We start from the raw sequence: 22,675 nt of genomic DNA, 5'->3' as shown, positions 1-22,675 counted from the left end.
ACACCCTGTCCGCACGAAAGACGACGGCGACGGGCAGGTCTCCTGGCTCGCGGGTCGGTGCCGGTTCGGGCCGCCTTCTCAGGACTTCACGTCCCAATGGCATATGGCCCGATGGCTCTCCGCTTACAGTTGCAGGGGCAGCCGGGGTTTCGCACCCCATTCCCTTTTGATCCCCTCTCGGGGAACCTGTCGCTGGCGGCGCCCCTAACGCGATTCCGTAGCGGCGGTCAATTGCTGCGTTGCAGCGGCGGTCAGGCGGCCTTCATCCACACGACGAGCGCGAAGCGCGTCGCGCGCGCCGGCAGCGTGCGGTGCGGGGTGAAACGGTCGAGGAACAGCGCGGTCCCGGCGGGGCAATCGGGCTGGACGCGCGGCAGGCCGGCGAGGCGGTAGTCGGGGATTTCGAAGCCGTCTTCGACCTGCTCGCCGAGCGGCGCGGGCTGGCGCGCGGCGACGACTTCCAGCCCGCCGCTGTCGGGACCGATATCGCCGAGCGGGATCCACGCGGTGACGAGCACCTTGCCGCAGCCGGTGCCGTCGTCGCGCGCGACGTCGCTGTGCCACGCGTGGCGATGCTCGGGGAAACAGGCGATGCTGGCGCGGACGCGGACGATCTTGCCCGCGAGTTTGCGGCCGCAGAGGTCTTCGGCGGTCTCGACGAGGCGCGCGTCGTTCGCTAGCGCCTGCAGCCGCGCCCCGCGGTGGGCGTCGGTGCAGACCGCGACACGCAGCAGGTTCGCGACGCTGCGTTCCTGGGCATAGACGCGATCGATGCGCTCGGTCAGCAGTGCGCCGGGCGCGGTCTGATCGAAGGGCAGGTAGAGCGCGCGCGCGACGCGGTCGATATGCTCTGCGATATCCTCGCGCGCGGCGAGGACCTGGTCGCGGTCGAACAAGGGCAGCGCGGCATAGCCCTCGGTGGCAAAGGCCTCGGTGCTCACGGTCGCGCGCGGCCGAAGGTGGTCACCGTGGGCCAGTCGCCGCCCGTCTCGACGTGCGCGTCGATGCCATAGACGGCGCGCAGCCGCTCGGGGGTCAGCACTTCGGCGGGCGTCCCGTCGGCGGCGATCGTGCCGCCGTCGATCAGCAGCAGCCGGTCGCAATAGCGCGCCGCCATGGTGAGGTCGTGGAGCACCGCGATCACCAGCGCGCCGGCGTCGGCCTCGCTGCGCATCAGTTCCATCACGTCGATCTGGTGCCCGGGATCGAGGCTGGCGAGCGGCTCGTCGGCGATCAGTGCGGGCGCCTCGACCGCCAGCGCGCGCGCGAAGAGCGTGCGGGCGCGCTCGCCGCCCGACAATTCGGTGGCGATGCGGTCTTTCAGATCGAGCACGTCGGCGCGCTCCATCGCGCGGGCGATGGCGGCGCTGTCGGCCGCGGCGATCTTCGACATCGGGGCGAGGTGCGGTAGGCGGCCGAGCCCGACGAGCCGCTCGACGGTGAGCGGCCAGTGCAAGGTCTGCCCCTGCGGCAGATAAGCGACCTGCCGCGCGAGCCTGGCGCGCGGCATCGCCGCGACATCCCCGCCATCGAGCAGCACGCGCCCGGTGGCGGGGATCAGCGCGAGCATCGCGCGCGCCAGCGTCGACTTGCCCGCGCCATTGGGGCCGACGATACCGGTCAGCGTGCCGGGGGCGAAGGCCGCGCTGACGCCCGTCACCACCGCGCGGCGGCCGAGTGTCACGCCGACATTCTCGAGGGTCAGGCTCACCATATCCGCCGCTCCCGCATCAGGTGAAGGAGGAAGACCGGCACCCCGAGGAAGGCGGTGACGACGCCGAGCTTGAGCTCGTTGGTCGTCGGGATCACGCGCACGCCGAGATCGGCCAAGGTCAGCAAGGCCGCGCCGCCGATCGCCGAGGGCAGCAGGATCGCCGAGGGGCTGCGGTCGGTGAGCGGGCGGATCAGGTGCGGCACGATCAGTCCGACGAAGCCGATCGCCCCCGACACCGCGACCGCGCCGCCGACCCCGATCGCGGTGCCGATCAGCAGCCGCAGCCGCAGCTTGCCGATGTCGGTGCCGAGTGCCTGCGCGGCATCCTCGCCGAGCGTCAGCGCGTCGAGCGCGCGGCCGTTCCACAGCAGCATCGCACTGCCGATCGCGATGCACGGCAGCGCGATCCAGACGTGGTCGAACGAGCGGTTCTCGAGGCTGCCGAGCAGCCAGGTCATGATCTCCATCGCCGCGAAGGGGTTGGGCGAGAGGTTGAGCGCGAGGCTGGTCCCCGCGACCGCGAGTGTCCCCACTGCGATGCCCGCGAGGATCAAGGTGAGCGGGCTTTCGGCGCGGCCGGCGAGCGCGAACAGCAAGGCCAGCGAGAGCAGCGCGCCGCCCGTCGCGAGGATGGGCAGCATCAGCGGATGCAGCTCGGCGAGTCCGAAATAGATCGCCGCGACCCCGCCCAGCGCGGCGGCGTTCGAGGTGCCGAGCACCGAGGGCTCGGCGAGCGGATTGCGGAGATAACCCTGCAACGTGGCCCCTGCGAGCCCCAGCATCGCGCCGACCGCGAGCGCGAGCAATGTGCGCGGCAGGCGAAGGTCGAAGAGGATGATCGTCGCGACCTTGTCGCCGTCACCCGTCGCGGCGGCGAGCAGGCGTGCGACCGAAAGATCGACGGCGCCGAAGAGCAGCGACGCGACTGCCGCGACGAGCGTCAGCGCGGCGAGCGATGCGACCAGCGTCCAGCGCGGCGGAGCGAAGCGGGTCATCACGCACCTCCCGCATCGTGACGCGCGATCTGGGCGACGATGCTGCGCGCGGCCTGCGTATAAGCGGGGCTGCCGCAGACGGTCCAAGCCTGCGGCACGCTGATCCGCGGAATGTCTTTCAGCGCCGGATGATGGAGCATCTCGCTTCCCTGGTCGGTTACGATGTCGGTGGCGCTTTCGACGATCAGGAAATCGGGCCGCGCGGCGACCATCTCCTCGAGGCTCAATTGCGAGAGCGGCGGCTTGCCGAGCTTGCCCGCGAGATTGACGAGCCCGACGCGCCCCATCAATTCGTCGATCAGCGTGCCCGTGCCGGTCATATAGCCGCGCCGCTGGTAATAGGCCGCGACGCGCCCGCGCCCGGGCTTCGGCAATCCCGCCAGTTCGCCCTGCATATGCGCGACCAGCGTCTCGCCGCGCGCGGGATGGCCGACCGCGGCGGCGGTCTGATGGATCGAGGCGTAAATCTGACCCAGCCGGTCGGCGGTTTCGAGGTCGAGCAGCGGATAGTCGGCCTCGGGCAGCGCCGCGAGCGCCGCGCTGCGGCTCGCGGGCATGCCGACGATCAGGTCGGGTTCGATCGCCAATATCTGCTCGGCCGAATTGCTGAGCAGCGGGATGCCGTGAGCTTTTGCGGCCTCGCCCGACATTTCGGCGTCGGTCGCATTCTTGGTCAGCCCTGCGATCTGCCCGCGGTCGGCCAGCGCGAGCACGAGCTGGTCGGCGCAGAGGTTGATCGAGACGATGCGCTGCGGGACCGCGGGGGCCTTGGCGGCCGGGGCAGGGGCGGCCGCCCACAGCGCGCCCGCGCCGCCGAGCAGCAGCGCCGCACCGATGGCGTAGGCCGGCCTCAAAACTCGATCCCCGCCTGCGCGCGGACATTCTGTTCGCGGAAGGGATGCTTGACCTGCCCCATTTCGGTGACGAGGTCGGCGGCGTCGATCAGTGCCTGCGGCGCGTTGCGGCCGGTGATCACGACATGCGTCAGCGCGGGCTTGGCGGCGAGCGCCGCCAGCACCTCGTCGACGGGCAGATAGTCGTAGCGCAGCACGATGTTGAGCTCGTCGGCGATGACCATCCTGTACGCGGGGTCGGCGATCATGCGCTTGGCCTCTTCCCATGCGGTGCGCGCGACCGCGATGTCGCGGCTGCGGTCCTGCGTGTCCCAGGTGAAGCCCTCGCCCATCGGCTTGAATTCGGCAAGCTCGGGAAAGCGGTCGAACACCGCCTTCTCGCCGGTCGCCATCGCGCCCTTGACGAACTGGACGATGCCGACCTTCATCCCGTGCCCGATCGCGCGGATCGCCATGCCGAGCGCGGCGGAGGTCTTGCCCTTGCCGGGTCCGGTATGGACGATGATCAGGCCCTTCTCGACGGTCTTTTTGGCGACCTTCTTCGCCTGCGCCGCCTGCAGCTTCTGCATCTTCGCCTTATGCTCGGCGTCGGTGCGGGGCGGCTTCATCAGAAGCGCACCCGCACGCCGCCATAGGCCGAGCGGCCGTAGGTGCCGTAGTTGAAGGCGGTGGCGTAATCGGCGTCGAACAGATTGTCGATGCGGCCGTAGAGCTCGAGATGTTCGCCGATCGGGAAAGACGCGCGCACGCCCGCGAGCGCATAGCCGTCGAGCCGGACATTGTTGGCGAAATCGTCGAAGCTGTCGCCGACCAAGGTCAGCGTTGCGCCGGTCGAGAGGCCGAACGCCCAGTCATAATCGACCGACAGGCTGGCGGCATGCTCGGCGCGGCGCGGCAGGCGGTTGCCGTCGAACCCCGGGCGGCCCGAGCGGTCGCGCGCGTCGATCAGGCTGTAGGAGGCCGTCAGGTTCAGCGCGTCGACCGGGCGCAGCACCAGCGCCGCCTCGATCCCCTTGGCGCGCGTGCGGTCGATATTGCCATAGGTGAAGGTCGCATTGTCGAAATTGATCTGGTCGGTCGTGTTGCGCAGGAAGGCGGTGAGCGAGAGCGTCGCGCGGCCTTCCGCGAGGCTCTGGTCGACGCCGATGTCGTAGCTTTTCGACCGCTCGGGACGCAGTGCGCCATTGCCGCTGAACGCGTCGAAGAGCTGGTACAGCGAGGGTGCCTTGAAACCCTCGCCATAGCTCAGGCGGATGTTCGTCGCGCCGTCGTTCGGCGAATAATTGGCGTTGGCGCCGAGCGTGGTGGCGCCGCCGAACTGGTTGTGGTCGTCGTGGCGGACGCCGCCGGTCAGCGAAAGGCCGGTCAGCGGCTGGACGATGGCGAGCGCGTAGACGCTGTCGATATTCGCCTTCTGGCGGTCGGTCGACCCGAAGCCGAAGAAATCGTAATCGGGGCGCTCATGCTCATAACCGAAGATCAGCTTCGCCGCCTCGCTCGGCGCGACGACGCCCTGATATTCGAAGCGCAGATTGGTGCCCGAATAGCCGTAATCGGGCGCGGTGCCGCGCACGAAATAATAGTCGCGGTCGTTCTGCAGCCAGGTCACCGCGGTGCGGCTGGTGAAGCGGCCGTCGAACAGCGCGACGTTGAGCCCTGCATAGCCCGTATATTGGTCGAGCTTCGCGGCGTCGCCGCTGTCGGCGGGGGTGCCGAAGAAGCTGTCGAAATCGACGTCGGCGTGAATGTAATAGCCGCGCAGGTCGAGGCTGAGCGTGTCGCTGAACGCGATCTTCAGCCGCGCGTTGCCGGCGAAATTCTTGTAGCCGTCCTTCTCCGGCCCGACCGTGACCGCCGGAATGCCGCCGGTGCGAAAGTAAGCAGCGCCGATGCCGCCCGAAATGCGTCCGGTCGTGCCCGACACGTCGGCTTTGGCACCGAGGGTGTCGCTATAGCCGTAATCGGCCGAAGCATTGGCCGCAAAGCCCTCGGCGGGGGTCGCGGTGGTCAGGCTGACCACGCCGCCGATCGCCTGGCTGCCGTGAACGACCGAGTTCGAGCCGCGCAGCACCTCGATCCGGTCGATATTGGCGGTGAGCAGATGGCCGAAATCATAGCCGTCGCCGATGCCGCTCGGGTCGTTGACCTTGACCCCGTCGATCAGCACCAGCGTTTGCGTCGTCTCGGCGCCGCGTAGCGAGATGCCCGTGACCGATCCGGTGCCGCCGGTGCGGCTGAAGCGCACGCCGGGGGTGGTCGCGAGCAGGTCGACGACATCGACCGACTGGCGTGTCTCGATCGTCGCCGCGTCGATGATGGTGATCGCCTGGCCGGCCTCGTCGCGCGGCTGTTCGATGCCCGACGCGGTGACGACGATGTCGTTTTCCGGGCTTTCGGCGGCGAGCGCGGGTGTCGAAACCGCTAGCGCGGCGGTGGAAAGGAGAAGCGGCTTGAACATCGAAAACCCCCGTACGCCATGAGCGAGGGCGGGAGCCTGCCGGGGCGCGGGCGCGACCGGCCGGGCGAGGGGCGGACGGGCGTTGGCGCCAGACCCCTTGCACCGAAGGCGGCTCCAGCCCGCCTTGGTCGTCGCTCGACGGAAGTCTCCGTGCCCTGGCCTTTCCCTGGACCGAGGCATTGAGCGACCCACGCCGGCAGGTCTCCTGGCTCGCGGGTCAGGGCCCGATGCACGCCTTCCCAGGTTGCCCCAGTGGCCGGCGCGGATAACCCGCGCCTGTGCATCGCACTCGCCGCTTACAGTTGCAGGGACAGCCGCGGAATCGAAGGGCTTGCGGGCAAGCCTTCTCACCGCGTTCCCATTTTAAGCCCTTTCGGGCACCGGTGCGATCTTGCGGGGGCCGAGGCTCCCGCGGGGGTGCCCATAAAGGAGCGGCGCATTTTGGCAATCGGCTTTTGCGGCGGTGGATCGGCAGGTCGTGGGCGAAGGCGAACAAGCTGATCCTCCCCGGAACGGGGAGGGGGACCATGCGAAGCATGGTGGAGGGGTACGGGAGATCATGCGCCGCGCCCGACTGCCCGTACCCCTCCACCACCCTTCGGGTGGTCCCCCTCCCCCTGCGGGGGAGGATCGGCGACGTCCACCCCCAACACCCGCCAAGTCATTTGCCAAGGCTGTGTTGGCCATTTAATACGGCCCCGAAGATGTTTTCATTCCGCCGTCCCGTGACCATGCCGCCCGCGACCGAAGAGCCGGGCCTCGCGCCGCTCCCCGACCCCGGCGCGGCACCTCCGCCCGAGTCGCCGCGCCGCCGCCGCTGGCGGCGTTTCCTGCGCGTCCTGACCATCGCCTTCCTGCTCTTCCTGCTGCTCGTCGGCTGGCTCGCGATCACCGCACCGCTGTCGAAATCCCTGGAGCCGATCGCGCCGCCGCAGATCACCCTGCTCGCGTCCGACGGCACGCCGATCGCGCGCATGGGAGCGATCGTCGACGAGCCGGTGAAGGCGGGGGACCTGCCCGACCATGTCAAACAGGCGTTCCTCGCGATCGAGGACCGGCGCTTCTATAGCCATTGGGGCGTCGACCCGCGCAGCATCGCGCGCGCGGTGTGGGCCAATGTGACCGGCGGGCGCACGCAGGGCGGCAGCACGATCACCCAGCAGCTCGCCAAATTCACCTTCCTCTCGCCCAAGCGCACGCTTGGCCGCAAGGCGCGCGAGGCGCTGATCGCCTTCTGGCTCGAAGCCTGGCTCAGCAAGGACGAGATCCTCGAACGCTATCTTTCGAACGCCTATTTCGGCGACAACACTTACGGGCTGCGCGCCGCGTCGATGCATTATTTCTATCGCCAGCCCGAGAAGCTGACCAAGGCGCAGGCGGCGATGCTCGCGGGGCTGGTGCAGGCGCCCTCGCGCCTCGCGCCGACCAAGAATCCCAGGCTCGCCGAGGCACGGATGCGGCTGGTGCTCGGCGCGATGGCCGACGTCGGTTACCTGACCGAGGCCGAGGCGAAGGCGATGCGCACCCCCCGGATCGACGTGCGCACGCGCAATACCTTGCCGACGGGCACCTATTTCGCCGACTGGGCGCTGCCCGAGGCGCGCAAGCAAAGCGACGTCGGCTATTCGCGCCAGACGATCACCACGACGCTCGATTCGCGGCTGCAGGCGGCGGCGCGGCGCGCGGTCAACGGCGCGGCGCTCGGCAAGGCGCAGGTCGCGCTGGTGGCGATGCGCCCCAATGGCGAGGTCGTCGCGATGGTCGGCGGGCGCGACTATGCCAAATCGCCCTTCAACCGCGTGACGCAGGCGCGGCGCCAGCCGGGCTCGACCTTCAAGCTCTTCGTCTATCTCGCCGCGCTGGAAGCGGGATGGGATCCCGACGATATCATCGACAACCGGCCCATCGAGACCGGCAGCTATCGCCCGAAAAATGCGGGCGGGGCCTATTCGGACACGATCACGCTGGAGGACGCTTTCGCCTCGTCGAGCAATGTCGCGGCGGTGCGGCTGATGGGCGAGGTCGGCAGCGAAAAGGTGATCGCCTTGGCGCGGGCGCTCGGCGTCACCGCGCCGCTCGCCGAGGGCGATCCCAGCCTCGCGCTCGGGACGTCGAGCATGACGCTGATGGAACTCACCGCGGCCTATGCGGGGGTCGCGGGCAACAGCTATCCGGTCGAGCCGCACGCCTTCGAGACCGAGGAAGCCGGCTGGTTCGAAAGCCTGTTCTCGGGCCCCGACAGCTTCTCGTCGGACGATCATGAGGCGATCGAGCAATTGCTGCGCGCCGCGGTCAACCGCGGTACCGGGCGTGCGGCGCGGCTGCCGACCGCCAATTTCGGCAAGACCGGGACCAGCCAGGATAGCCGCGACGCGCTGTTCGTCGGCTATGCCAATGGCCTCGTCGTCGGCGTGTGGGTCGGCAACGACGACAACACCCCGCTGGCGGGGGTGACCGGCGGCAGCATCCCCGCGCGCATCTGGCGCGACTTCATGGTCCAGGCGTCGGGCAAGGGCCAGCGCGCGCCGCCGCCGACGAAGAGCCGACCGACCGACCCCGTCCAGCCGCTCGACGTCCCCGATATCGGCGCCATTCCTGTGGGCGAGACGACGCAGATCGGCGTGCAGGACGGCAATGCGGTGATCACGACCGAGATCAACGGCACACGCATCGACCTCAAGCTCCCGATCCCCAAGGACCGCCCGACTGAAACGCCACCGCCCGAACCGCAGCCACCGCCGCCATAAGCGAACCCCGGCCGGGCTAGGCCATCGGGTGTAGCCCGTCCGGGCGATGCGCCCGGCGGCGGCGCGCCGCACACTCTCCTGGCTTGAAGGGGAGTGGCAATGCGGCCTGATCCGGCAGTCGGACTGATCATCGGGATGATCGTGGCAGCGGGTGCGCCGCCGGCGATCGCCGCGCCGCCGGCCGAGCCGTCGGTTCCGCCGGTCTGCCAGCGCGCCAGCCACGAGCGACTGCTCGTCCGCGAGGGGCGCGACGTGTGCGGCGCCAGCCTCAATCGCGCGGGGCAGCCGATGGCGATGGGCTATCTGCCCACCGCCTGCCCGCGCGACAGTGACGTCTATCGCATCGACGCTGCGGGGCGCGCCGATCGCTGCATCCGGCGCCCCGCGGCTCAGGGGGAAAAATCATGATCCGTCATCCGCTCGCGCTGGTGCTCGCCGGCGCGTCGCTGCTCGCCTTCGCCGCGCCGCCCGCCGAGGCGCGCAAGCGCGAAGCCGCACCCGTCGATCTGTCGGGCGAAAGTCCCGCCGCGCTCGCGGGACAGGGCGCCGCGGCGCTCCGCGCGGGCGACAGCGCCAGGGCCATCGGGCTGCTCTCCGAACTCGTTGCGCGCCAGCCGCGCCACGGCGGGAATCAGGCGCTGCTCGCGCTCGCCTGGCAGATGCGCGGCGAGAGCGACGCGCAGGCGCTCGACCTCGCGCAGGCGGGCTACGATCTCGCCGGGCGCGCCGAGCCGGGGCAATATTGGCCCGCGGCGATGGCGGGGCGTGTGGCTTTCGATCAGGGCAAATATGATCAGGCTGCCGACCATTTCGCGCGCGCCGCGCTGCTCCGTCCCGCCGATGGCCGCGCGCTCGCCGCGCTGGCGTCGGCGGCCTATATGAACGGCGACCTCGGGCTCGCGGGGGTCGCCGCCGAGCGCGCCGTCGCGCTCGATCCGGCCGATGTCGCGTCGCAGCGGGTCGTCGCCTTCGCCGCCGCGGCGTCGGGCGACCGGGCGGGAGCGCTGGCGGGGCTCGACCGGCTTGCGGCGCTGGCCCCGGCCGAGGCCGATCGCGACCGCGTGCGTGCGATGCAATTGCTCCAGACCGGCGCGCTCGACACGCCGTCCGAGGCCGAGGGCGAGAGCGGCGTCGCCGCCTCGCCCGACCAGATCTCGCTCGATGTTGCGATCATCCTTGCGCAGAACACCCGCCGCGAGCGCACGGGCATCAATCTGCTCGACGGTCTGGGGCTGCAATATGGGCTGGGGCGCCAGTCGACGCGCACGATCGCCCGCGACGGGCAGGGCAACAACAGCAACAATTACCAGCGCGTGCTGACCGCCTCGATTTCGATCCCGCAGCTCAACTACAACCTCAACCTCTTCAACCGCGGCGGGCAATATTATTCGGTCGTCGCGCGGCCGCAGCTCACCGCCTATCGCGGCGAGCAGAGCGAATTCTTCGTCGGGCGCCAGGTGCGCGTCGCGGTGAGCGGGGTCAATCTCGGCACGCTCGAACAGATCGACATCGGCATCGAGATGAAGGTGACGCCGGTCGAGATCACGCCCGAGGGCACGCGTATCCGCATCGAGACGGGGCGCAGCTTCCTGACCAGCGACCCGGCGGGCAGTTTCACCGAACAGCTCACGACCTTCCGCCAAAAGGTCGCGGCGACCGCCGAGATCCGCTTCGGCGAGACTTTGGTGCTGTCGGGGCTGACCGAGACGGTCGACGACAAGACCTTTTCCAAGACCCCGGTGCTCGGCGACGTGCCGCTGGTCGGCAATCTGTTCAACGAACGCAACACCACGCAGCGGCGCGATTCGGTGCTGGTGCTCGTCACCCCGACGCGGCCGATGGCGCTGCCCGGGCGCCCCTGGGCGCGCTCCGACCAGGTCGATCGGCTCGCGAAGCTGTGGACCGAGGTCATCGACCCGATGAGCGACGCGGGCGTCGCCGGGCAGCGCCTCGCGCGCATGCCTTTCTTCACGCGCATGACCCGCGCCGACGTCGCGATGCCGATGCCCGGCGCGCGCCAGGTCGCCGCCGAAATGATCGGGGAACTCGCCCCGGGAAGCTGAGACTTGTCCAATATTTTGAGGAGGGAAGACATGAACTGGAGACATTTAACGGCGCTGCTCGCGGCGACATCGACCTTCGCACCGGCTTCGGCCGAGGTGCGGATCATCGTCGAACCGCATGACAGCGCCCCCAACGCCAATATCGGCAAGATGGCCGAACATGACAATGACACGCCTTTCGTGTCGCCGGGCGGGACGGTCGAGATCGAACGCAGCAGCGATACCTATTTGTGGGTGTATGAACATGGCATCAACCTGATGCCGACGCAGTTCAGCGACGACGATACGAATGTCACCGGCAGCGAGTTCACATCGAACGACGGGCGGTTGGCGCGCGTGCTGCTCCCGCTGTTTCAGGTTGGAACGCAGCAGACGTTCACGCCGGCCGGAACGAAGGCGTTCAAGGTCAATGTCCGGCGCGAAGCGCAGGCCGGCGACACGGTCAATTTCACCATCTCGAAAGCGAATGGCGCGATCAGGTTCAAGGGGCGCATCACGTGCGCCGTCAATACGACCGAGTCGCTGTCCACGCTGACCGGCCTGACCGCGTCGGCCGAAGCGATCGGCGCGGGCGGGCAGGGCAGTTTCACCTTCCGCTTCGACAAACCGCTGCCGTGCCAGAGCCAGCAGGTGCAGATCAGCCTGCCTGCCTGTTTCGAAAGCGCGGTGCCGGGTTCATCGGCGCGGGGCCGCTTCTTCTCGCCCTTCCTGCGGCCGACCGATCCCAAGCAGCTGACGCTGCCGATCTTCGCTGCCGCGCCGGGCACCTGCACCAATGGCGGCGGCGACATCAAGGTGACGAGCAACGGCGTGACCAAGGCGGTCGCGGTGCGCTTCTTCGACAATTCCACGCTGAGCAAACCCAAGCCGCTGGTGCCGCAGATCCCCGACACGCTGAAGCCCCAGCCGATCAATCCGAATGCCCCCGCAACGCCCAAGCCCAAGGGGCCGGGCGAGGGCTGATGGACATGAAAACAAGGGGTCGTCCCATCCTTTGAATTTCGAGGAGAAAGATGATGCAGAAAGTCCTGATAATAGCCGCGATCAGCCTCGCCGCCATCGCTACGCCGCTGGCGGCGCAAATCCAGCCTTTGCCCGACAATCCGCTGGCGAAGAAACCGACGCTGGAGATCGCGCCGCTCGGCTTTACCGAAGTACCCTCGGGGACGATCCTGCTCCCCGTGACCACTGGCACTGGCGCTGGCGCAACGACCGAAGTACCGCTGCGCATCCGCACCGTCGGCGGCGGGGGCAGGGTGACGCTGTCGATCGCGGTCGATGGCGCCAACGCCAGCCGCTTCACGCTGATCGACCCGCCGCCGATCACGTCGGTCGGCGGACAGCAGATCGTGACCGCGGGCATCCAGCAGCAGCCCGTTATGGCCGCCGCCAGCCTCGAGGCCGATCCGGTGTTCCGGATGCTCAAGGTGACCGGTACCGGCGCCTTCCCCTCGACGATGCCGGGCGAGCACCGCGTCACCGTTACCGCCCGCGAGGGCAACGGCAACAGCATCAGCCGCAGCTTCACCGTGCGCTTCATGCGCGCCGCGGCGAAGCCCGCGCTCGTCGCCTCGGCGACCGCGAGTCAGGAGCGCGCGACCGACCGGTCGGCGGGCTTCAACAGCGCACAGCTCGAAATGGTGCCGACGGGCGAGGTGCCCTTCGTCCCCTTCAACAAGGTGCAGATCCGCCCCGCGTCGGGGTCGGTGATCAATTGGCACCCGCTCGACCCGGGCAGCGAGATCATCTGCCTCTATGGCGGCTTTCGCTATGCCTGCGAGCCGCTGACCCCGCTCGCGCCCGACCGCCTGCCGGGGGCGATCACGGTCAAGGTCCCCGATATCGGTCGCGGCAAGAGCGTGCGCATCGTGCTGACCGGCCCTTATGGCGAGAGCAATGCGGTGAGCGCGACGATCGACAGCGAGGTCAGCCGGACGCAGCGCGAACGCCTGCAGACCGCGCAATTCGGAGGCAAGCATCTGTTCCGCGCCGCGCCGGCGGTGCGCGGCACCGACCTGCCCACAAATGGCGATCCGGTGAAATGCGGCGTGCCCTATCTGGTGTGGAAGGACATGACGGTGGCCGACAAGGTCTTCTATTCGCCGCCGCCGGGCGCGCTGCCGATCGGGATCAAGCTCGGCGGCGAGCCCAAGGTGCGGATCGTCTCGGTCCCGCGCGGGCTGCGGATCACCGACAATCCCGACGCCAGCTGGGCGCAGCTCGAAAGCGACGTGCCCGCAGGCATCACCAACTTCTACGTCTACGACACGACCTATAGCTACACGACGCAGGTCGGGGAGTGCGCCGACCGGCGGCGTTGATGCGTTAAAGCCGAACTACTCGCTTCCGTTCGTGCTGAGCTTGTCGAAGCACCGTCCTTCTTCGTGCGGCGTCAAAAGAAAGAACGACCCTTCGACAAGCTCAGGGCGAACGGTTGGGATTTATAGCACGGTGCTCTGCGACTGGACAGCCGCGGCGAGCGCAGCGGGGTCGACCGGCTTGATGAAGAGGGGCCAGCCCGTCGCCGCGATGTCCTGCGCGGTGGCGGGCGCGGCGTCGCCGGTCATCACCAGCACGCGCGCGTCGGGCCAGGCGGTACGCAGCATCGCGGCCGCATCGGCGCCGGTCAGTTCGCGGCCGATATGCCAGTCGGTAACGATGACGTCGGCTTGCCATGCGCCGTCGCGGAGCGCGGCAATTTCGGAAGCGTCATGCACCGCACGCGCATCGGCCCCGGCCAGCGTGAGCAAGTTGGTTAGCGCGGTCGCACCCGCGCGGTCGTCGTCGATTACCAGCACGGCGATGCCGGTCAGATCGACGTCGCTCGTCGCGTGTTCGGTCACGGGTATCGCGACGGCGTCGGCGACGGGCAGCGCCAGCGCGAAGCGTGCACCCTTACCGCCGCTGTCGAGCGCCAGCTCGCCCCCCATCAGCCGCGCCAGTTCGCGCGCGATCGACAGGCCGAGGCCCATGCCCGTCCCTTGGCCGCCCTGCGAATAGGCGTCGAAGGCGGTGGCGACGAACCCGGCGTCGAAGCCGATCCCGTCGTCGGCAACGACGATCCGGACCTGTGCGCCATCGGCCGCGGCGGCGAGGCGAAGATGCGCGGCGCGCGAATGGACGATGGCGTTCTGCATCAGGTTGCGCAGGATGCGGGTGACCAAAGTCGGGTCGGCGCGCACCCACAAGGGCGTCGCCTCGACATCGATCGCCAGCCCCGCCTGCGCCGCCGCCGGCCGCAGCTCGTCGGCGAGCGCGGCGAACAGCGGCGCGAGCGCGACGGCTTCGGGATGCACCGCGACCGCGCCGCTTTCGATACGCAGATGCTCCATCATCCGCTCGAGCAGCGCATTGGCCTCGGCAAATCCGTGGGTCACGCCCTCGGCCGCCTCCTCTCGCCGCACGGGGTCGGGATGGCGCCGCATCTGCTGGAAAAAGAGCATCGCCGCCTGCAGTGGCTGGCGCAGATCGTGCGACGCGGCGGCGATGAAGCGCGTGCGCGCGTCGCGCGCGTCCTGCGCGTCCTCGAGCGCGACGGCGAGCTCGCCGGACAGCCGCTCGGCGGCGAGGCGGCTCGCGATCGCCGAGCGGATCGCCTGTTTCAGGATCAGCGCGACGACGATCATCAGCCCGCCGAACGCCATCAGGAAGCCCGCGACCGACCCCGCATATTCGGTGTCGGCCTGAAGGAAGAAGATCGCCGCCGACCCGAAGATGCTGAGCACCGCAAAGACATTGGTGCCGATCGATTCGGCGGTCGAGATCACCTGCCCGCTGATCGCCGCCGAATAGAAGATCACCATCAGCAATTGCAGCGGCTCGCTGGCGAAGGGGAGGAGCAGCCACACGCTCGACGCGACCGCGAGGTCGAAGAGGATCGCGACGAGCTTGCCGAACGGGCTCCAGTAACGGTGGATCGCGTCGGCGTCGGGGCGGCGGATAAGGAAGAGGATCGGCGTCACCGCCATCACCAGCGTCACCGCCGCGGTGATCGCCGCCCATGTGCGCAGGTTCGCGGGCGGCACCAGCGGCTCGAACAGGCCGTAGACATAGTATAGCGTGCCGCCGACGAGCAGCGTGAAAATCCCTGCCATCGCGAATTCGAGCCGCGATTCGCTCGCGCGGATTTCGCGATAGGCCTGGCCGCCGTCAGCCTGGGGATCGCTCGCCGACAATCAGATCAGCCCCGCGCGGCGCGCGTTGGCGACCGCCTCGGTGCGGTTGCTCGCTTCCAATATGCCGATGATCTGGGCGACATGGACTTTGACCGTCGCCGGCGAGATGGCGAGTTCGCGCGCGATCTCCTTGTTCGACAGCCCGCGCGCGACATGACCGAGCACGTCGCGCTGGCGGCCGGTCAATGTGTCGGTCCGCGGCGGCGCAGGGGCTGGCTCGGCCTTGCCGAACGCCAGCGTCTCGACGCGTTCGGGCAAATAGCGCCCGCCTGCAAGGACCAGCTTCACCGCCGCCTCGATCACATCGGGCGACGCCGATTTGGGCAGAAAGCCATGCGCGCCCGCGGCGAGCGCGACGCGCAGGTCGGCATCGGCCTCCGACCCCGAAAAGACGAGCAGCCGTGCGTCGGGTGCAGTGGCGCGCAGCGCGGTGAGGCCCGCGGCGCTATCCTCGCCCGGGATATGGAAATCGACGAGGCAGAGGCGGAGGTCGGTCAGCGTCGCGGCGGTCGCCGCGGCGTCGGCGAAACGGTGGACGACGCTCACCTCGGCGCCGAGCGCATGTTCCATTGCCATCGCGAGCGCCCGCGCCATGAACGGATGATCGTCGCAAATCAGGACCTGCATGGCCGCTGTTCCCCCCGCGGCCCAAGCTACGGAAAAGGGCGCGGGGTTTCCAGCGCTGTTTCGCGCGCTATTCGGCCTCGGTGCTGAGCCCCAGTTCGGGGATGCCGATCGAGCGGCGCCCGCCGAAATCGGAGCGGACGACGATCGCGCCCTGCTTTTCCATATAGTCGACGAGCCGGCGGATGCGGCCGGGCGAGCGGCTGCCATAAGCGCGGCCGAGGATCTCGTCGTCGGGGCAGGGCTCGCCGTCCATCGCCGCGCGCACGATCTGCAGGAAAGGCGCGACCATCTCGTCGGGCAGCCGCCCCGCGACGGCCAGCGCCTCGCGCCAGCGCGGCTCGCCGGGGTCGAGCACGCCGCCCTTGGCGAGCGCGAAGCGGCGGCGGAAGGCGGCGAGGTCGAGCGGCACCTTCGCCAGGCGCTGCATCCGGCAACGCACGGTGAAATCCTGATACAGGAACGCCTCGGGGTGGAAGGCGCAGTCGGGATCGGCGAGCATCTCCTCCAGCGTCGCGACGATCACTGCGTCGCTTTGCTCGGCCACCTCGACCGCGGCGACGATGTCGAGCACCGGCGGGCCGTCCTCGCCCTCGTGCGGCGCGTCCTGCGCGGCGATGCGTTCGAGCAGCTCGTCCGCCGCCACCGGCTCGGGCTCCGGCGCGAAGACGCGCGGCGCCGCGGGCGCCTCCATCGCGGTGAACAGCATCGAGCGCATGTCGGCACCATCGGCCGTCGGCAGCGGCATCAGGCTGTGCGTGCCCATCCGCGTCGCCGTGCGCGTCGCGCCGATGCGCACCGACAGCGGGCGGCGCGAGATGGCGGGACCGAGCCCCAGGAAATGCCCGCGTTCGAGGTCGCGGATTGCCTCGGCTTGCCGACGTTCCATCCCCAAGAGGTCGGCGGCGCGCGCCATGTCGATGTCGAGGAAGGTGCGCCCCATCAGGAAATTGCTCGCCTCTGCGGCGACATTCTTGGCCAGCTTGGCGAGCCGCTGCGTCGCGATCGCGCCCGCGAGGCCGCGCTTGCGGCCGCGGCACATGAGGTTGGTCATCGCGCTGAGGCTCGCGCGGCGGACGGTGTCGGAGACGTCGCCCGACACGCTCGGCGCGAACATCTGCGCCTCGTCGACGACGACCAGCGCAGGGAACCAATGTTCGCGCGGCGCATCGAACAGCGCATTCAAAAAGGCCGCGACGCAGGTCATCTGCGCCTCGAGGTCGAGCGATTCGAGACTGAGCACGACTGAGGCGCGATGCTCGCGGATGCGCGCGCCCATCGCCGCGATCTCGCGCTCGTTATAGTCGCCGCCGTTGATCACGACATGGCTGTAGGCGTCGGCGAGGGTGACGAAATCGCCCTCGGGATCGATGATCACCTGCTGCACCATCGCGGCGCTTTCCTCGAGCAGGCGGCGCAGCAGGTGCGACTTGCCCGACCCCGAATTGCCCTGGACGAGCAGGCGCGTCGCCAGCAGTTCCTGGACGTCGATCTGCACCGGCTGCCCCCCGGCGTCGGTTCCGATTTCGATGCTGATGTTCACGCGCGCCGCCCTATCGGGCGCCCTCGCCGATGACAACCGGAGCGCGGCGCGGCCCGTCCGATTTTTGCGCGCGCGGTGCTTGCCAAGCGCGGCGGGCGGGGCGAGGAGGGACGCCATGGATTTCGACGACCAGCTCCGCCGCTATTTCGGCACCGCCGACCTGGCTGCGATTCCGCCCGCTGCGCTCGCGGCGGGGACCGAGCGTATGCAGGTCGATTTCGGGCTGGAAACCAACGGGGCGCGGCGTTTTGCCTTGTGGACTTTGCTCTACATGCTCGGCGCGGCGCCCGATCTGGACGTGGCGTTCAAGGACGAGGCCGACCGCAATTCGGCGCGCGACTTCATGGATTTGATCGATCGGGCTGGGGAGGGTTGATCTCCCCTCCCTTTTAGGGAGGGGCCGGGGGTGGGTAACCGCCGAAGGCGGTGCTCTTCCTCTTGCTCGCTGCGCTCGCTACCCATCCCTAACCCCTCCCTAAAAGGGAGGGGAATGGTTGTTGTCCCTAAAGCCCGCCCTCGCCATCGGCGTGCAGGCTCATCAGCGAATCCATCAGCCCGTCGTCGGCGCTCGAACATACCCCCAGCACCAGCGCCTCGTCGCAGCCGTCGGCGACGACATAGGCGTGGCCCATCGACGAATCGAGGTAGATGCCCTGACCGACCTCGAGCACGATCGGGTCGTAGAATTCGGTGTGCACCGCCATCCGGCCCTCGAGCACATAGATGAACTCCTCGCCCTGGTGATGGACGAGTTCGCCGAATTCGGTCGCGCTGTGCGCGCGGATGCGCGTCAGGATCGGGATCATGCGCTTCTGGCGCAGATCGGTGCAGAGATAATGATAGTCGTAATTGTCGGTGGTCACGCGCACCGCATTGTCGAGCGTGCCGACGCTGCGCCGCCCGGTGACGCGCGGCGAGGCCTCCTCCGATTCCTCGGCAAACAGGTCGGACATGCGCATGTTGAGCCGCTGGCTCAGCTGCTGCAATTTGTCATAGCTGAGCGTCAGCCGGTCATGCTCGACCTTCGACAGCGTCGACACGGGGATGCCCGACTTCGCGCTCATCTCCTTGAGCGTCCAGCGATTTCGCGACCTTATCGCGCGCATCACCTCGCCGAGCGTCGGCGGTTTGGTGCGGTTTGCCATCAAAGTCGCCATAAGCCGTTTGACAATTTTCTAATCAGGATCATTATGTCCCTATTGGGCTAACAGATGTCAGCCCTTGGTAAGGGGTCGCGCTGCTCGCTGCAAGGGCCAGTGAGGGCGCCATAAAATGGGAGGTGGCGATGCGTTTCGTTCGCAAGCTGATGATCGGACTGGCGGCACTCGCCGCGGTCCCGTTGATGGCGCAGGGGCCAGTCCCCGCGCCGCCCGCCAAAAAGGCCGAGGCGTCCGCGCTGCCCGCGGTAAAGACGCCCGCCGCGCCGGTCGCGCTTGACCGCGCCGATCTCGAGGCCTGGCTCGACGGTTACCTCCCCTATGCGCTCGAACGCGGGCGCATTCCCGGCGCGGTGGTCGTGGTCGTCAAGGACGGCCAGGTCGTGCTGGAGAAGGGCTATGGCTATTCGGACGTCGCGAAACGCGCGCCGGTGCTGCCCGAATCGACGCTCTTCCGCCCCGGCTCGGTGTCGAAGCTGGTGACCTGGACCGCGGTGATGCAGCAGGTCGAACTCGGCAAGATCGACCTCGACAAGGACGTCAACGCCTATCTCGATTTCAAGATTCCCGCCTATCAGGGCAAGCCGGTCACGATGCGCAACATCATGACGCACACCGCGGGCTTCGAGGAATCGGTGCGCCACCTGATCAGCAGCGATCCCAAGGCGGTGATGACGCTCAAGAAACAGATGCCGCTGGCGCTGCCCGAACGCGTCTTCGCGCCGGGTACGACCCCCGCTTACTCGAACTACGCCACCGCGCTTGCGGGCTATATCGTCGAGCGGGTGAGCGGCGAGGATTTCGATAATTATGTCGAAAATCACGTCTTCAAGCCGCTCGGCATGACGCATGCGACGTTCCGCCAGCCGCTGCCAAAGGCGCTCGAAGCGCATATGTCGAAGGGCTATCCCGACATCACGCAGAAGGCGCAGCCGTTCGAAATGGTGATCCCCGCGCCCGCGGGCAGCCTGTCGGCATCGGGCGCTGACATGGGCAAGTTCATGATCGCGCACCTCCATGACGGCGCCGGGCTGATGAAGCCCGAAACCGCGAAGCAGATGCACGATTACAAGGCGCCGGGCGTCGGCCCGCTCAACAGCATGGCGCTCGGTTTCTACGAACAATGGGTCAACGGCCACCGCGCGATCGCGCATGGCGGCGACACCGTGTGGTTCCACTCCTATCTGTGGCTGTTCCCCGATAGCGACATCGGCGTCTATATCTCGATGAACGCCCCGGGGCAGGCGGGCGACGCGGGCGCGGTGCGCAGCGCGCTGTTCCACAAATTCGCCGATCGCTATCTGCCCGGCACCGACAAGCCCGGCGCCGTCGATGCCAAGACCGCCGCGCAACACGCGCAGATGATGGTCGGCCATTATGTCAGCAGCCGCGGCAGCTTCACCAATTTTCTGAGCCTGCTCGGCCTGCTCGGCCAGGCGCAGATCGGGATGACCGAGGATGGCAAGCTCAGCTTCCCGGCGCTCGACGGCCTCGGCGCCGGCGCGCGCGACTGGGTCGAGGTCGAGCCTTTCGTGTGGCGCGACACCGGCACCGGCGAACGCCTCGCCGCCGAGGTCAAGGATGGCCGCGTCGTGCGGATGAGCGTCGACGCGGGCTCGCCCTTCATGATATTCGAACCCGCCCCCGCGGGAACCAACGCGGCCTGGCTCAACCCGGCGCTGATCTTCGCCTTCGCGATGGTCGTGCTCGCCGCCTTCGCCTGGCCGGTGCGCGCGCTGGTACGCCGCAGCTACAAGGCCGAATTCGCGCTGGCCGGGCCGTCGCTCCGCGCCTACCGCCTGTCGCGCGTCTTCGCCTGGCTGGCGATCGCGGCGCTGATCGGCTGGATCGGGCTGATCGCGGCCTTCTCGGCCGACATCGGCAGCATTGGCGGGCCGCTCGACTGGCTGATCCACCTGCTGCGTATCCTGACCCCGTTCGCCAGCGTCGGTCTGCTGGCGACCGCGGGCTGGCATCTGATGCGGACGATCAAGGACAAGCGCCGCTGGACGATGAAGCTCGGTGCGGCACTGTTGCTGCTCGCTGGCCTTATCCTCGTCTGGGTGACGCTCGCCTTCCATCTCTACGGCTTCGGCATGGTCTACTGATGGCGACCATGGACCGGCAGAAGCTGGCGCTCGACCTTCGGGTCGAGCGCTTTCCCTACCACCAGCCCTTCCGCATCTCGGGGCATGTCTTCACCGAGACCGCACTGCTTGTCGCCACCCTGTCCGACGGCAGCCACGCCGGGCGCGGCGAGGGGGCGGGGGTCTATTATCTCGGCGACGATATCGACCATATGCTCGCCGAAGCGACCGTCGTGCGCCCGGCGATCGAGGCCGGGGCGACGCGCGCCGAGTTGCAGAACCTGCTGCCGCCCGGCGGCGCGCGCAATGCGATCGACTGCGCCTTCTGGGAGCTGGAGGCGAAGCAGGCCGGAAAGCCCGTGTGGGCGCTTGCCGGGCTTGCGGCGCCCAGGGCGCTGCGCTCGACGCTGACGCTGGGCGCCGACGAACCGGGAAAGATGGCGCGCGCGGCGCTGGCGATCGACCCCGAGGCGCCGGTCAAGGTCAAGCTGACCGGCGACCTCGCCGACGATATCGCGCGCATCGAGGCGATCCGCGCGGCGCGGCGCGACGCGTGGATCGGCGTCGACGCCAACCAGGGCTATGATATCGCGACCTTGCGGGGGCTGCTCCCGGTGCTGACGGCGAACCGCATCGCGCAGCTCGAACAGCCGCTCAAGCGCGGGCGCGAGGCCGATCTTGACGGGCTCAAGCGGCCTTTGCCGTTCGTTGCCGACGAAAGCGCAGTGACGCTCGCCGACACCGCCTCGCTCGTCGGGCGCTTCGACGTGGTGAACATCAAGCTCGATAAATGCGGCGGACTGACCGAGGGGCTCGCGATCGCGCGGCAGGCGCGGCTGCTCGGGCTCGACGTGATGGTCGGCAACATGATGGGCAGCAGCCTGTCGATGGCGCCGTCCTTCGTGCTGGGGCAGCTCTGCGACATCGTCGATCTCGACGGCCCGACCTTCCTCGCGCGCGATCGCGAGCCCGGGGTCGAATATCGCGGCGGGATGATTCATTGCCCGCAGGAAATTTGGGGCGCGTGACAATTGGATGTCCTATTTAGGTTGACAATTTTCTAATTAGGACAATAGTCTCGAAATTGTAGATTTCAGTCGTGGAGGGTGGAATGAGTCGGTCATTCCCGCTGACGCGCCGCGCGCTAGTCGCCGGCGCGGTGGGGAGCGTTTTGTCGGCGCCGATGATCAATCGCGGGGCTTATGCCTTCGCTGCCGCCCCCGCGCGCAGCTATTCGCGCCGCGCGGTCGACCTCGTCGCTTCGTCGCTGGTCATCGATATGCTCGCGCCGCTCAAGATCACGCTGTCGCCCGACTATGTGACGCACCGCCTGACCGACGCCGAGGCGGCCGAGTTCAAAGCCAGCGGCATCACGGGTTTTCACAACGCCTATGGCCTCGGCGGACCCGGCGCCCGCGCGCAGGCGCTCGAATATCTCGCCGCCTGGCAGCATTTCGCCGGGCATAATGCGCATGTCTTCACGCTGGTCGGCGACGTCGCCGACCTCGACCGCGCCAAGGCCGGGCAAAAATGCGCGGTGATCATGGGCATCCAGAATGCCGAGCATTTCGAACGCGTCGAGGATGTCGCGACCTTCCGCCGGCTGGGCCTGCGCTGCGCGCAGCTCACCTACAACAGCCAGAACATGATCGGGTCGGGCAGCACCGAGCGCGTCGACGGCGGGGTCAGCGACTATGGCGCCGCGATCATCGCCGAGATGGAAAAGCAGCGCATGCTGATCGACGTCTCGCACTGCGGCGACCGGACGACGCTCGACGCGATCGACCTCGCCAAGGGGCCGATCGCGATCACCCACAGCAATGCCCGCACGCTGGTCGACCACCCGCGCGTCAAGACCGACGCGGCGATCAGGGCGCTCGCCGCGAAGGGCGGCGTGATGGGGATCACCGGGGTGCGGATGTTCGTGCGCGCGAGCGACCCGACCAACGTCGGGCACATGGCCGACCATATCGACCATGTCGCGAAGCTGACCGCGATCGAGCATGTCGGCATCGGCTCCGACGCCGACCTGCACGGCTATGACGACATGATCCCGGAAGAATATGCCGCGCTCAAGGGCAGCTACAAGGGCAGCTACGCCTTTCGCGACAAGATCGACATCGACGGCTTCGACCATCCGCTGAAGGTCTTCGACCTGACCGAGGAACTCATTCGCCGGGGATATTCCAACGAAAACATCATTGCCGTGCTGGGGGGCAATTTCCGCCGCCTGCTCGGCCAAGTCTGGGGGTAAGACG

Annotated in this window: 19 protein-coding genes and 2 riboswitches; of the genes, 9 read left to right on the top strand and 10 right to left on the bottom strand. The window is 68.4% G+C overall.

Going from position 1 to position 22,675, the window contains the following annotated elements; translation table 11 throughout:
- Positions 1–15: 15 nt before the first annotated feature.
- Positions 16–205, bottom strand: a riboswitch (cobalamin riboswitch).
- A gap of 46 nt (positions 206–251) precedes the next feature.
- Genes AC1RNQ_RS07500 through AC1RNQ_RS07475 form a run of 6 tightly spaced genes read right to left on the bottom strand, consistent with a single transcriptional unit; the run spans position 252 to position 6,021 of the window.
- Positions 252–941, bottom strand: coding sequence for a phytanoyl-CoA dioxygenase family protein (locus AC1RNQ_RS07500; RefSeq protein WP_493170140.1), 690 nt, complete (start codon positions 939–941; stop codon positions 252–254).
- Positions 938–1,714, bottom strand: a complete 777-nt coding sequence (locus tag AC1RNQ_RS07495) for an ABC transporter ATP-binding protein (RefSeq protein WP_493170139.1) — start codon at positions 1,712–1,714, stop codon at positions 938–940. Before AC1RNQ_RS07495 ends, AC1RNQ_RS07500 begins: the two co-directional genes overlap by 4 nt.
- On the bottom strand, positions 1,708–2,709 hold the full coding sequence (locus AC1RNQ_RS07490) for a FecCD family ABC transporter permease (RefSeq protein ID WP_493170137.1): 1,002 nt from the start codon (positions 2,707–2,709) through the stop codon (positions 1,708–1,710). The genes AC1RNQ_RS07495 and AC1RNQ_RS07490 overlap by 7 nt, the downstream gene beginning before the upstream one ends.
- The gene (locus AC1RNQ_RS07485) at positions 2,709–3,563 is read right to left on the bottom strand and encodes an ABC transporter substrate-binding protein (RefSeq protein WP_493170135.1); all 855 of its coding nucleotides are present in this window, start codon (positions 3,561–3,563) and stop codon (positions 2,709–2,711) included. The genes AC1RNQ_RS07490 and AC1RNQ_RS07485 overlap by 1 nt, the downstream gene beginning before the upstream one ends.
- Positions 3,560–4,171 carry a cob(I)yrinic acid a,c-diamide adenosyltransferase gene (gene cobO / locus AC1RNQ_RS07480; RefSeq protein ID WP_493170133.1) on the bottom strand — a complete coding sequence of 204 codons (612 nt, stop codon included), beginning with the start codon at positions 4,169–4,171 and terminating at the stop codon, positions 3,560–3,562. Before cobO ends, AC1RNQ_RS07485 begins: the two co-directional genes overlap by 4 nt.
- Complete coding sequence (locus AC1RNQ_RS07475) at positions 4,171–6,021, bottom strand: TonB-dependent receptor plug domain-containing protein (RefSeq protein ID WP_493170132.1); 1,851 nt, start codon at positions 6,019–6,021, stop codon at positions 4,171–4,173. Before AC1RNQ_RS07475 ends, cobO begins: the two co-directional genes overlap by 1 nt.
- 178 nt (positions 6,022–6,199) lie before the next feature.
- A riboswitch (cobalamin riboswitch) is annotated at positions 6,200–6,420 on the bottom strand.
- Between the two features lie 305 nt (positions 6,421–6,725).
- Between AC1RNQ_RS07475 and AC1RNQ_RS07470 the strand changes: the two genes are divergently transcribed.
- The 5 genes from AC1RNQ_RS07470 to AC1RNQ_RS07450 all read left to right on the top strand — a co-directional run bounded on the left by AC1RNQ_RS07470 (position 6,726) and on the right by AC1RNQ_RS07450 (position 13,152).
- Positions 6,726–8,768, top strand: a complete 2,043-nt coding sequence (locus AC1RNQ_RS07470) for a transglycosylase domain-containing protein (RefSeq protein WP_493170130.1) — start codon at positions 6,726–6,728, stop codon at positions 8,766–8,768.
- A gap of 99 nt (positions 8,769–8,867) precedes the next feature.
- Positions 8,868–9,176, top strand: coding sequence for a hypothetical protein (locus tag AC1RNQ_RS07465; RefSeq protein WP_493170128.1), 309 nt, complete (start codon positions 8,868–8,870; stop codon positions 9,174–9,176).
- The gene (locus AC1RNQ_RS07460) at positions 9,173–10,831 is read left to right on the top strand and encodes a secretin GspD/PilQ domain-containing protein (RefSeq protein ID WP_493170126.1); all 1,659 of its coding nucleotides are present in this window, start codon (positions 9,173–9,175) and stop codon (positions 10,829–10,831) included. Before AC1RNQ_RS07465 ends, AC1RNQ_RS07460 begins: the two co-directional genes overlap by 4 nt.
- 30 nt (positions 10,832–10,861) lie before the next feature.
- Positions 10,862–11,794, top strand: a complete 933-nt coding sequence (locus AC1RNQ_RS07455) for a hypothetical protein (protein WP_493170125.1) — start codon at positions 10,862–10,864, stop codon at positions 11,792–11,794.
- 50 nt (positions 11,795–11,844) lie between these two features.
- The gene (locus AC1RNQ_RS07450; RefSeq protein ID WP_493170124.1) at positions 11,845–13,152 is read left to right on the top strand and encodes a hypothetical protein; all 1,308 of its coding nucleotides are present in this window, start codon (positions 11,845–11,847) and stop codon (positions 13,150–13,152) included.
- Between the two features lie 120 nt (positions 13,153–13,272).
- Here AC1RNQ_RS07450 and AC1RNQ_RS07445 read toward each other — a convergent pair whose 3' ends face one another.
- The 3 genes from AC1RNQ_RS07445 to AC1RNQ_RS07435 all read right to left on the bottom strand — a co-directional run bounded on the left by AC1RNQ_RS07445 (position 13,273) and on the right by AC1RNQ_RS07435 (position 17,173).
- Positions 13,273–15,006, bottom strand: a complete 1,734-nt coding sequence (locus AC1RNQ_RS07445) for an ATP-binding protein (RefSeq protein WP_493170122.1) — start codon at positions 15,004–15,006, stop codon at positions 13,273–13,275.
- Positions 15,007–15,633 carry a LuxR C-terminal-related transcriptional regulator gene (locus tag AC1RNQ_RS07440; protein ID WP_493170120.1) on the bottom strand — a complete coding sequence of 209 codons (627 nt, stop codon included), beginning with the start codon at positions 15,631–15,633 and terminating at the stop codon, positions 15,007–15,009.
- 67 nt (positions 15,634–15,700) lie between these two features.
- A complete protein-coding gene (locus AC1RNQ_RS07435) occupies positions 15,701–17,173 on the bottom strand; it encodes a helicase HerA domain-containing protein (RefSeq protein WP_493170118.1) in 1,473 nt (490 codons plus the stop codon).
- Between the two features lie 115 nt (positions 17,174–17,288).
- Here AC1RNQ_RS07435 and AC1RNQ_RS07430 point away from each other — a divergent pair, with 115 nt between their 5' ends.
- Positions 17,289–17,549 carry a hypothetical protein gene (locus AC1RNQ_RS07430; RefSeq protein ID WP_493170116.1) on the top strand — a complete coding sequence of 87 codons (261 nt, stop codon included), beginning with the start codon at positions 17,289–17,291 and terminating at the stop codon, positions 17,547–17,549.
- Between the two features lie 127 nt (positions 17,550–17,676).
- Here the strand turns inward: AC1RNQ_RS07430 and AC1RNQ_RS07425 are convergent, their stop codons facing one another.
- Complete coding sequence (locus AC1RNQ_RS07425) at positions 17,677–18,330, bottom strand: helix-turn-helix domain-containing protein (protein ID WP_493170114.1); 654 nt, start codon at positions 18,328–18,330, stop codon at positions 17,677–17,679.
- A 128-nt stretch (positions 18,331–18,458) separates the two neighbouring features.
- On the opposite strand from AC1RNQ_RS07425, the gene AC1RNQ_RS07420 reads away from it, so the two are divergent.
- The 3 genes from AC1RNQ_RS07420 (at position 18,459) to AC1RNQ_RS07410 (ending at position 22,671) form a co-directional block, all read left to right on the top strand.
- On the top strand, positions 18,459–20,438 hold the full coding sequence (locus tag AC1RNQ_RS07420) for a serine hydrolase domain-containing protein (RefSeq protein WP_493170112.1): 1,980 nt from the start codon (positions 18,459–18,461) through the stop codon (positions 20,436–20,438).
- On the top strand, positions 20,438–21,445 hold the full coding sequence (locus AC1RNQ_RS07415) for a dipeptide epimerase (RefSeq protein WP_493170110.1): 1,008 nt from the start codon (positions 20,438–20,440) through the stop codon (positions 21,443–21,445). The genes AC1RNQ_RS07420 and AC1RNQ_RS07415 overlap by 1 nt, the downstream gene beginning before the upstream one ends.
- Before the next feature lie 83 nt (positions 21,446–21,528).
- Positions 21,529–22,671, top strand: a complete 1,143-nt coding sequence (locus tag AC1RNQ_RS07410; protein WP_493170108.1) for a dipeptidase — start codon at positions 21,529–21,531, stop codon at positions 22,669–22,671.
- Positions 22,672–22,675: the final 4 nt, after the last annotated feature.

The organism is Sphingopyxis sp. GW821-FHT12F08, assembly GCF_058806755.1.
The sequence above is the reverse complement of the archived record's forward strand: the minus strand, read 5'-3'. Positions and strand labels throughout refer to the sequence as shown.

What these genes read in the sequence shown, in the direction of transcription:
- AC1RNQ_RS07495 (WP_493170139.1), bottom strand. Translation starts at nt 1,714, where the DNA reads ATGGTGAGCCTGACCCTCGAGAATGTCGGCGTGACACTCGGCCGCCGC.
- AC1RNQ_RS07490 (WP_493170137.1), bottom strand. Translation starts at nt 2,709, where the DNA reads ATGACCCGCTTCGCTCCGCCGCGCTGGACGCTGGTCGCATCGCTCGCC.
- cobO (WP_493170133.1), bottom strand. Translation starts at nt 4,171, where the DNA reads ATGAAGCCGCCCCGCACCGACGCCGAGCATAAGGCGAAGATGCAGAAG.
- AC1RNQ_RS07475 (WP_493170132.1), bottom strand. Translation starts at nt 6,021, where the DNA reads ATGTTCAAGCCGCTTCTCCTTTCCACCGCCGCGCTAGCGGTTTCGACA.
- AC1RNQ_RS07470 (WP_493170130.1), top strand. Translation starts at nt 6,726, where the DNA reads ATGTTTTCATTCCGCCGTCCCGTGACCATGCCGCCCGCGACCGAAGAG.
- AC1RNQ_RS07465 (WP_493170128.1), top strand. Translation starts at nt 8,868, where the DNA reads ATGCGGCCTGATCCGGCAGTCGGACTGATCATCGGGATGATCGTGGCA.
- AC1RNQ_RS07460 (WP_493170126.1), top strand. Translation starts at nt 9,173, where the DNA reads ATGATCCGTCATCCGCTCGCGCTGGTGCTCGCCGGCGCGTCGCTGCTC.
- AC1RNQ_RS07455 (WP_493170125.1), top strand. Translation starts at nt 10,862, where the DNA reads ATGAACTGGAGACATTTAACGGCGCTGCTCGCGGCGACATCGACCTTC.
- AC1RNQ_RS07450 (WP_493170124.1), top strand. Translation starts at nt 11,845, where the DNA reads ATGATGCAGAAAGTCCTGATAATAGCCGCGATCAGCCTCGCCGCCATC.
- AC1RNQ_RS07440 (WP_493170120.1), bottom strand. Translation starts at nt 15,633, where the DNA reads ATGCAGGTCCTGATTTGCGACGATCATCCGTTCATGGCGCGGGCGCTC.
- AC1RNQ_RS07430 (WP_493170116.1), top strand. Translation starts at nt 17,289, where the DNA reads ATGGATTTCGACGACCAGCTCCGCCGCTATTTCGGCACCGCCGACCTG.
- AC1RNQ_RS07425 (WP_493170114.1), bottom strand. Translation starts at nt 18,330, where the DNA reads ATGGCGACTTTGATGGCAAACCGCACCAAACCGCCGACGCTCGGCGAG.
- AC1RNQ_RS07420 (WP_493170112.1), top strand. Translation starts at nt 18,459, where the DNA reads ATGCGTTTCGTTCGCAAGCTGATGATCGGACTGGCGGCACTCGCCGCG.
- AC1RNQ_RS07415 (WP_493170110.1), top strand. Translation starts at nt 20,438, where the DNA reads ATGGCGACCATGGACCGGCAGAAGCTGGCGCTCGACCTTCGGGTCGAG.
- AC1RNQ_RS07410 (WP_493170108.1), top strand. Translation starts at nt 21,529, where the DNA reads ATGAGTCGGTCATTCCCGCTGACGCGCCGCGCGCTAGTCGCCGGCGCG.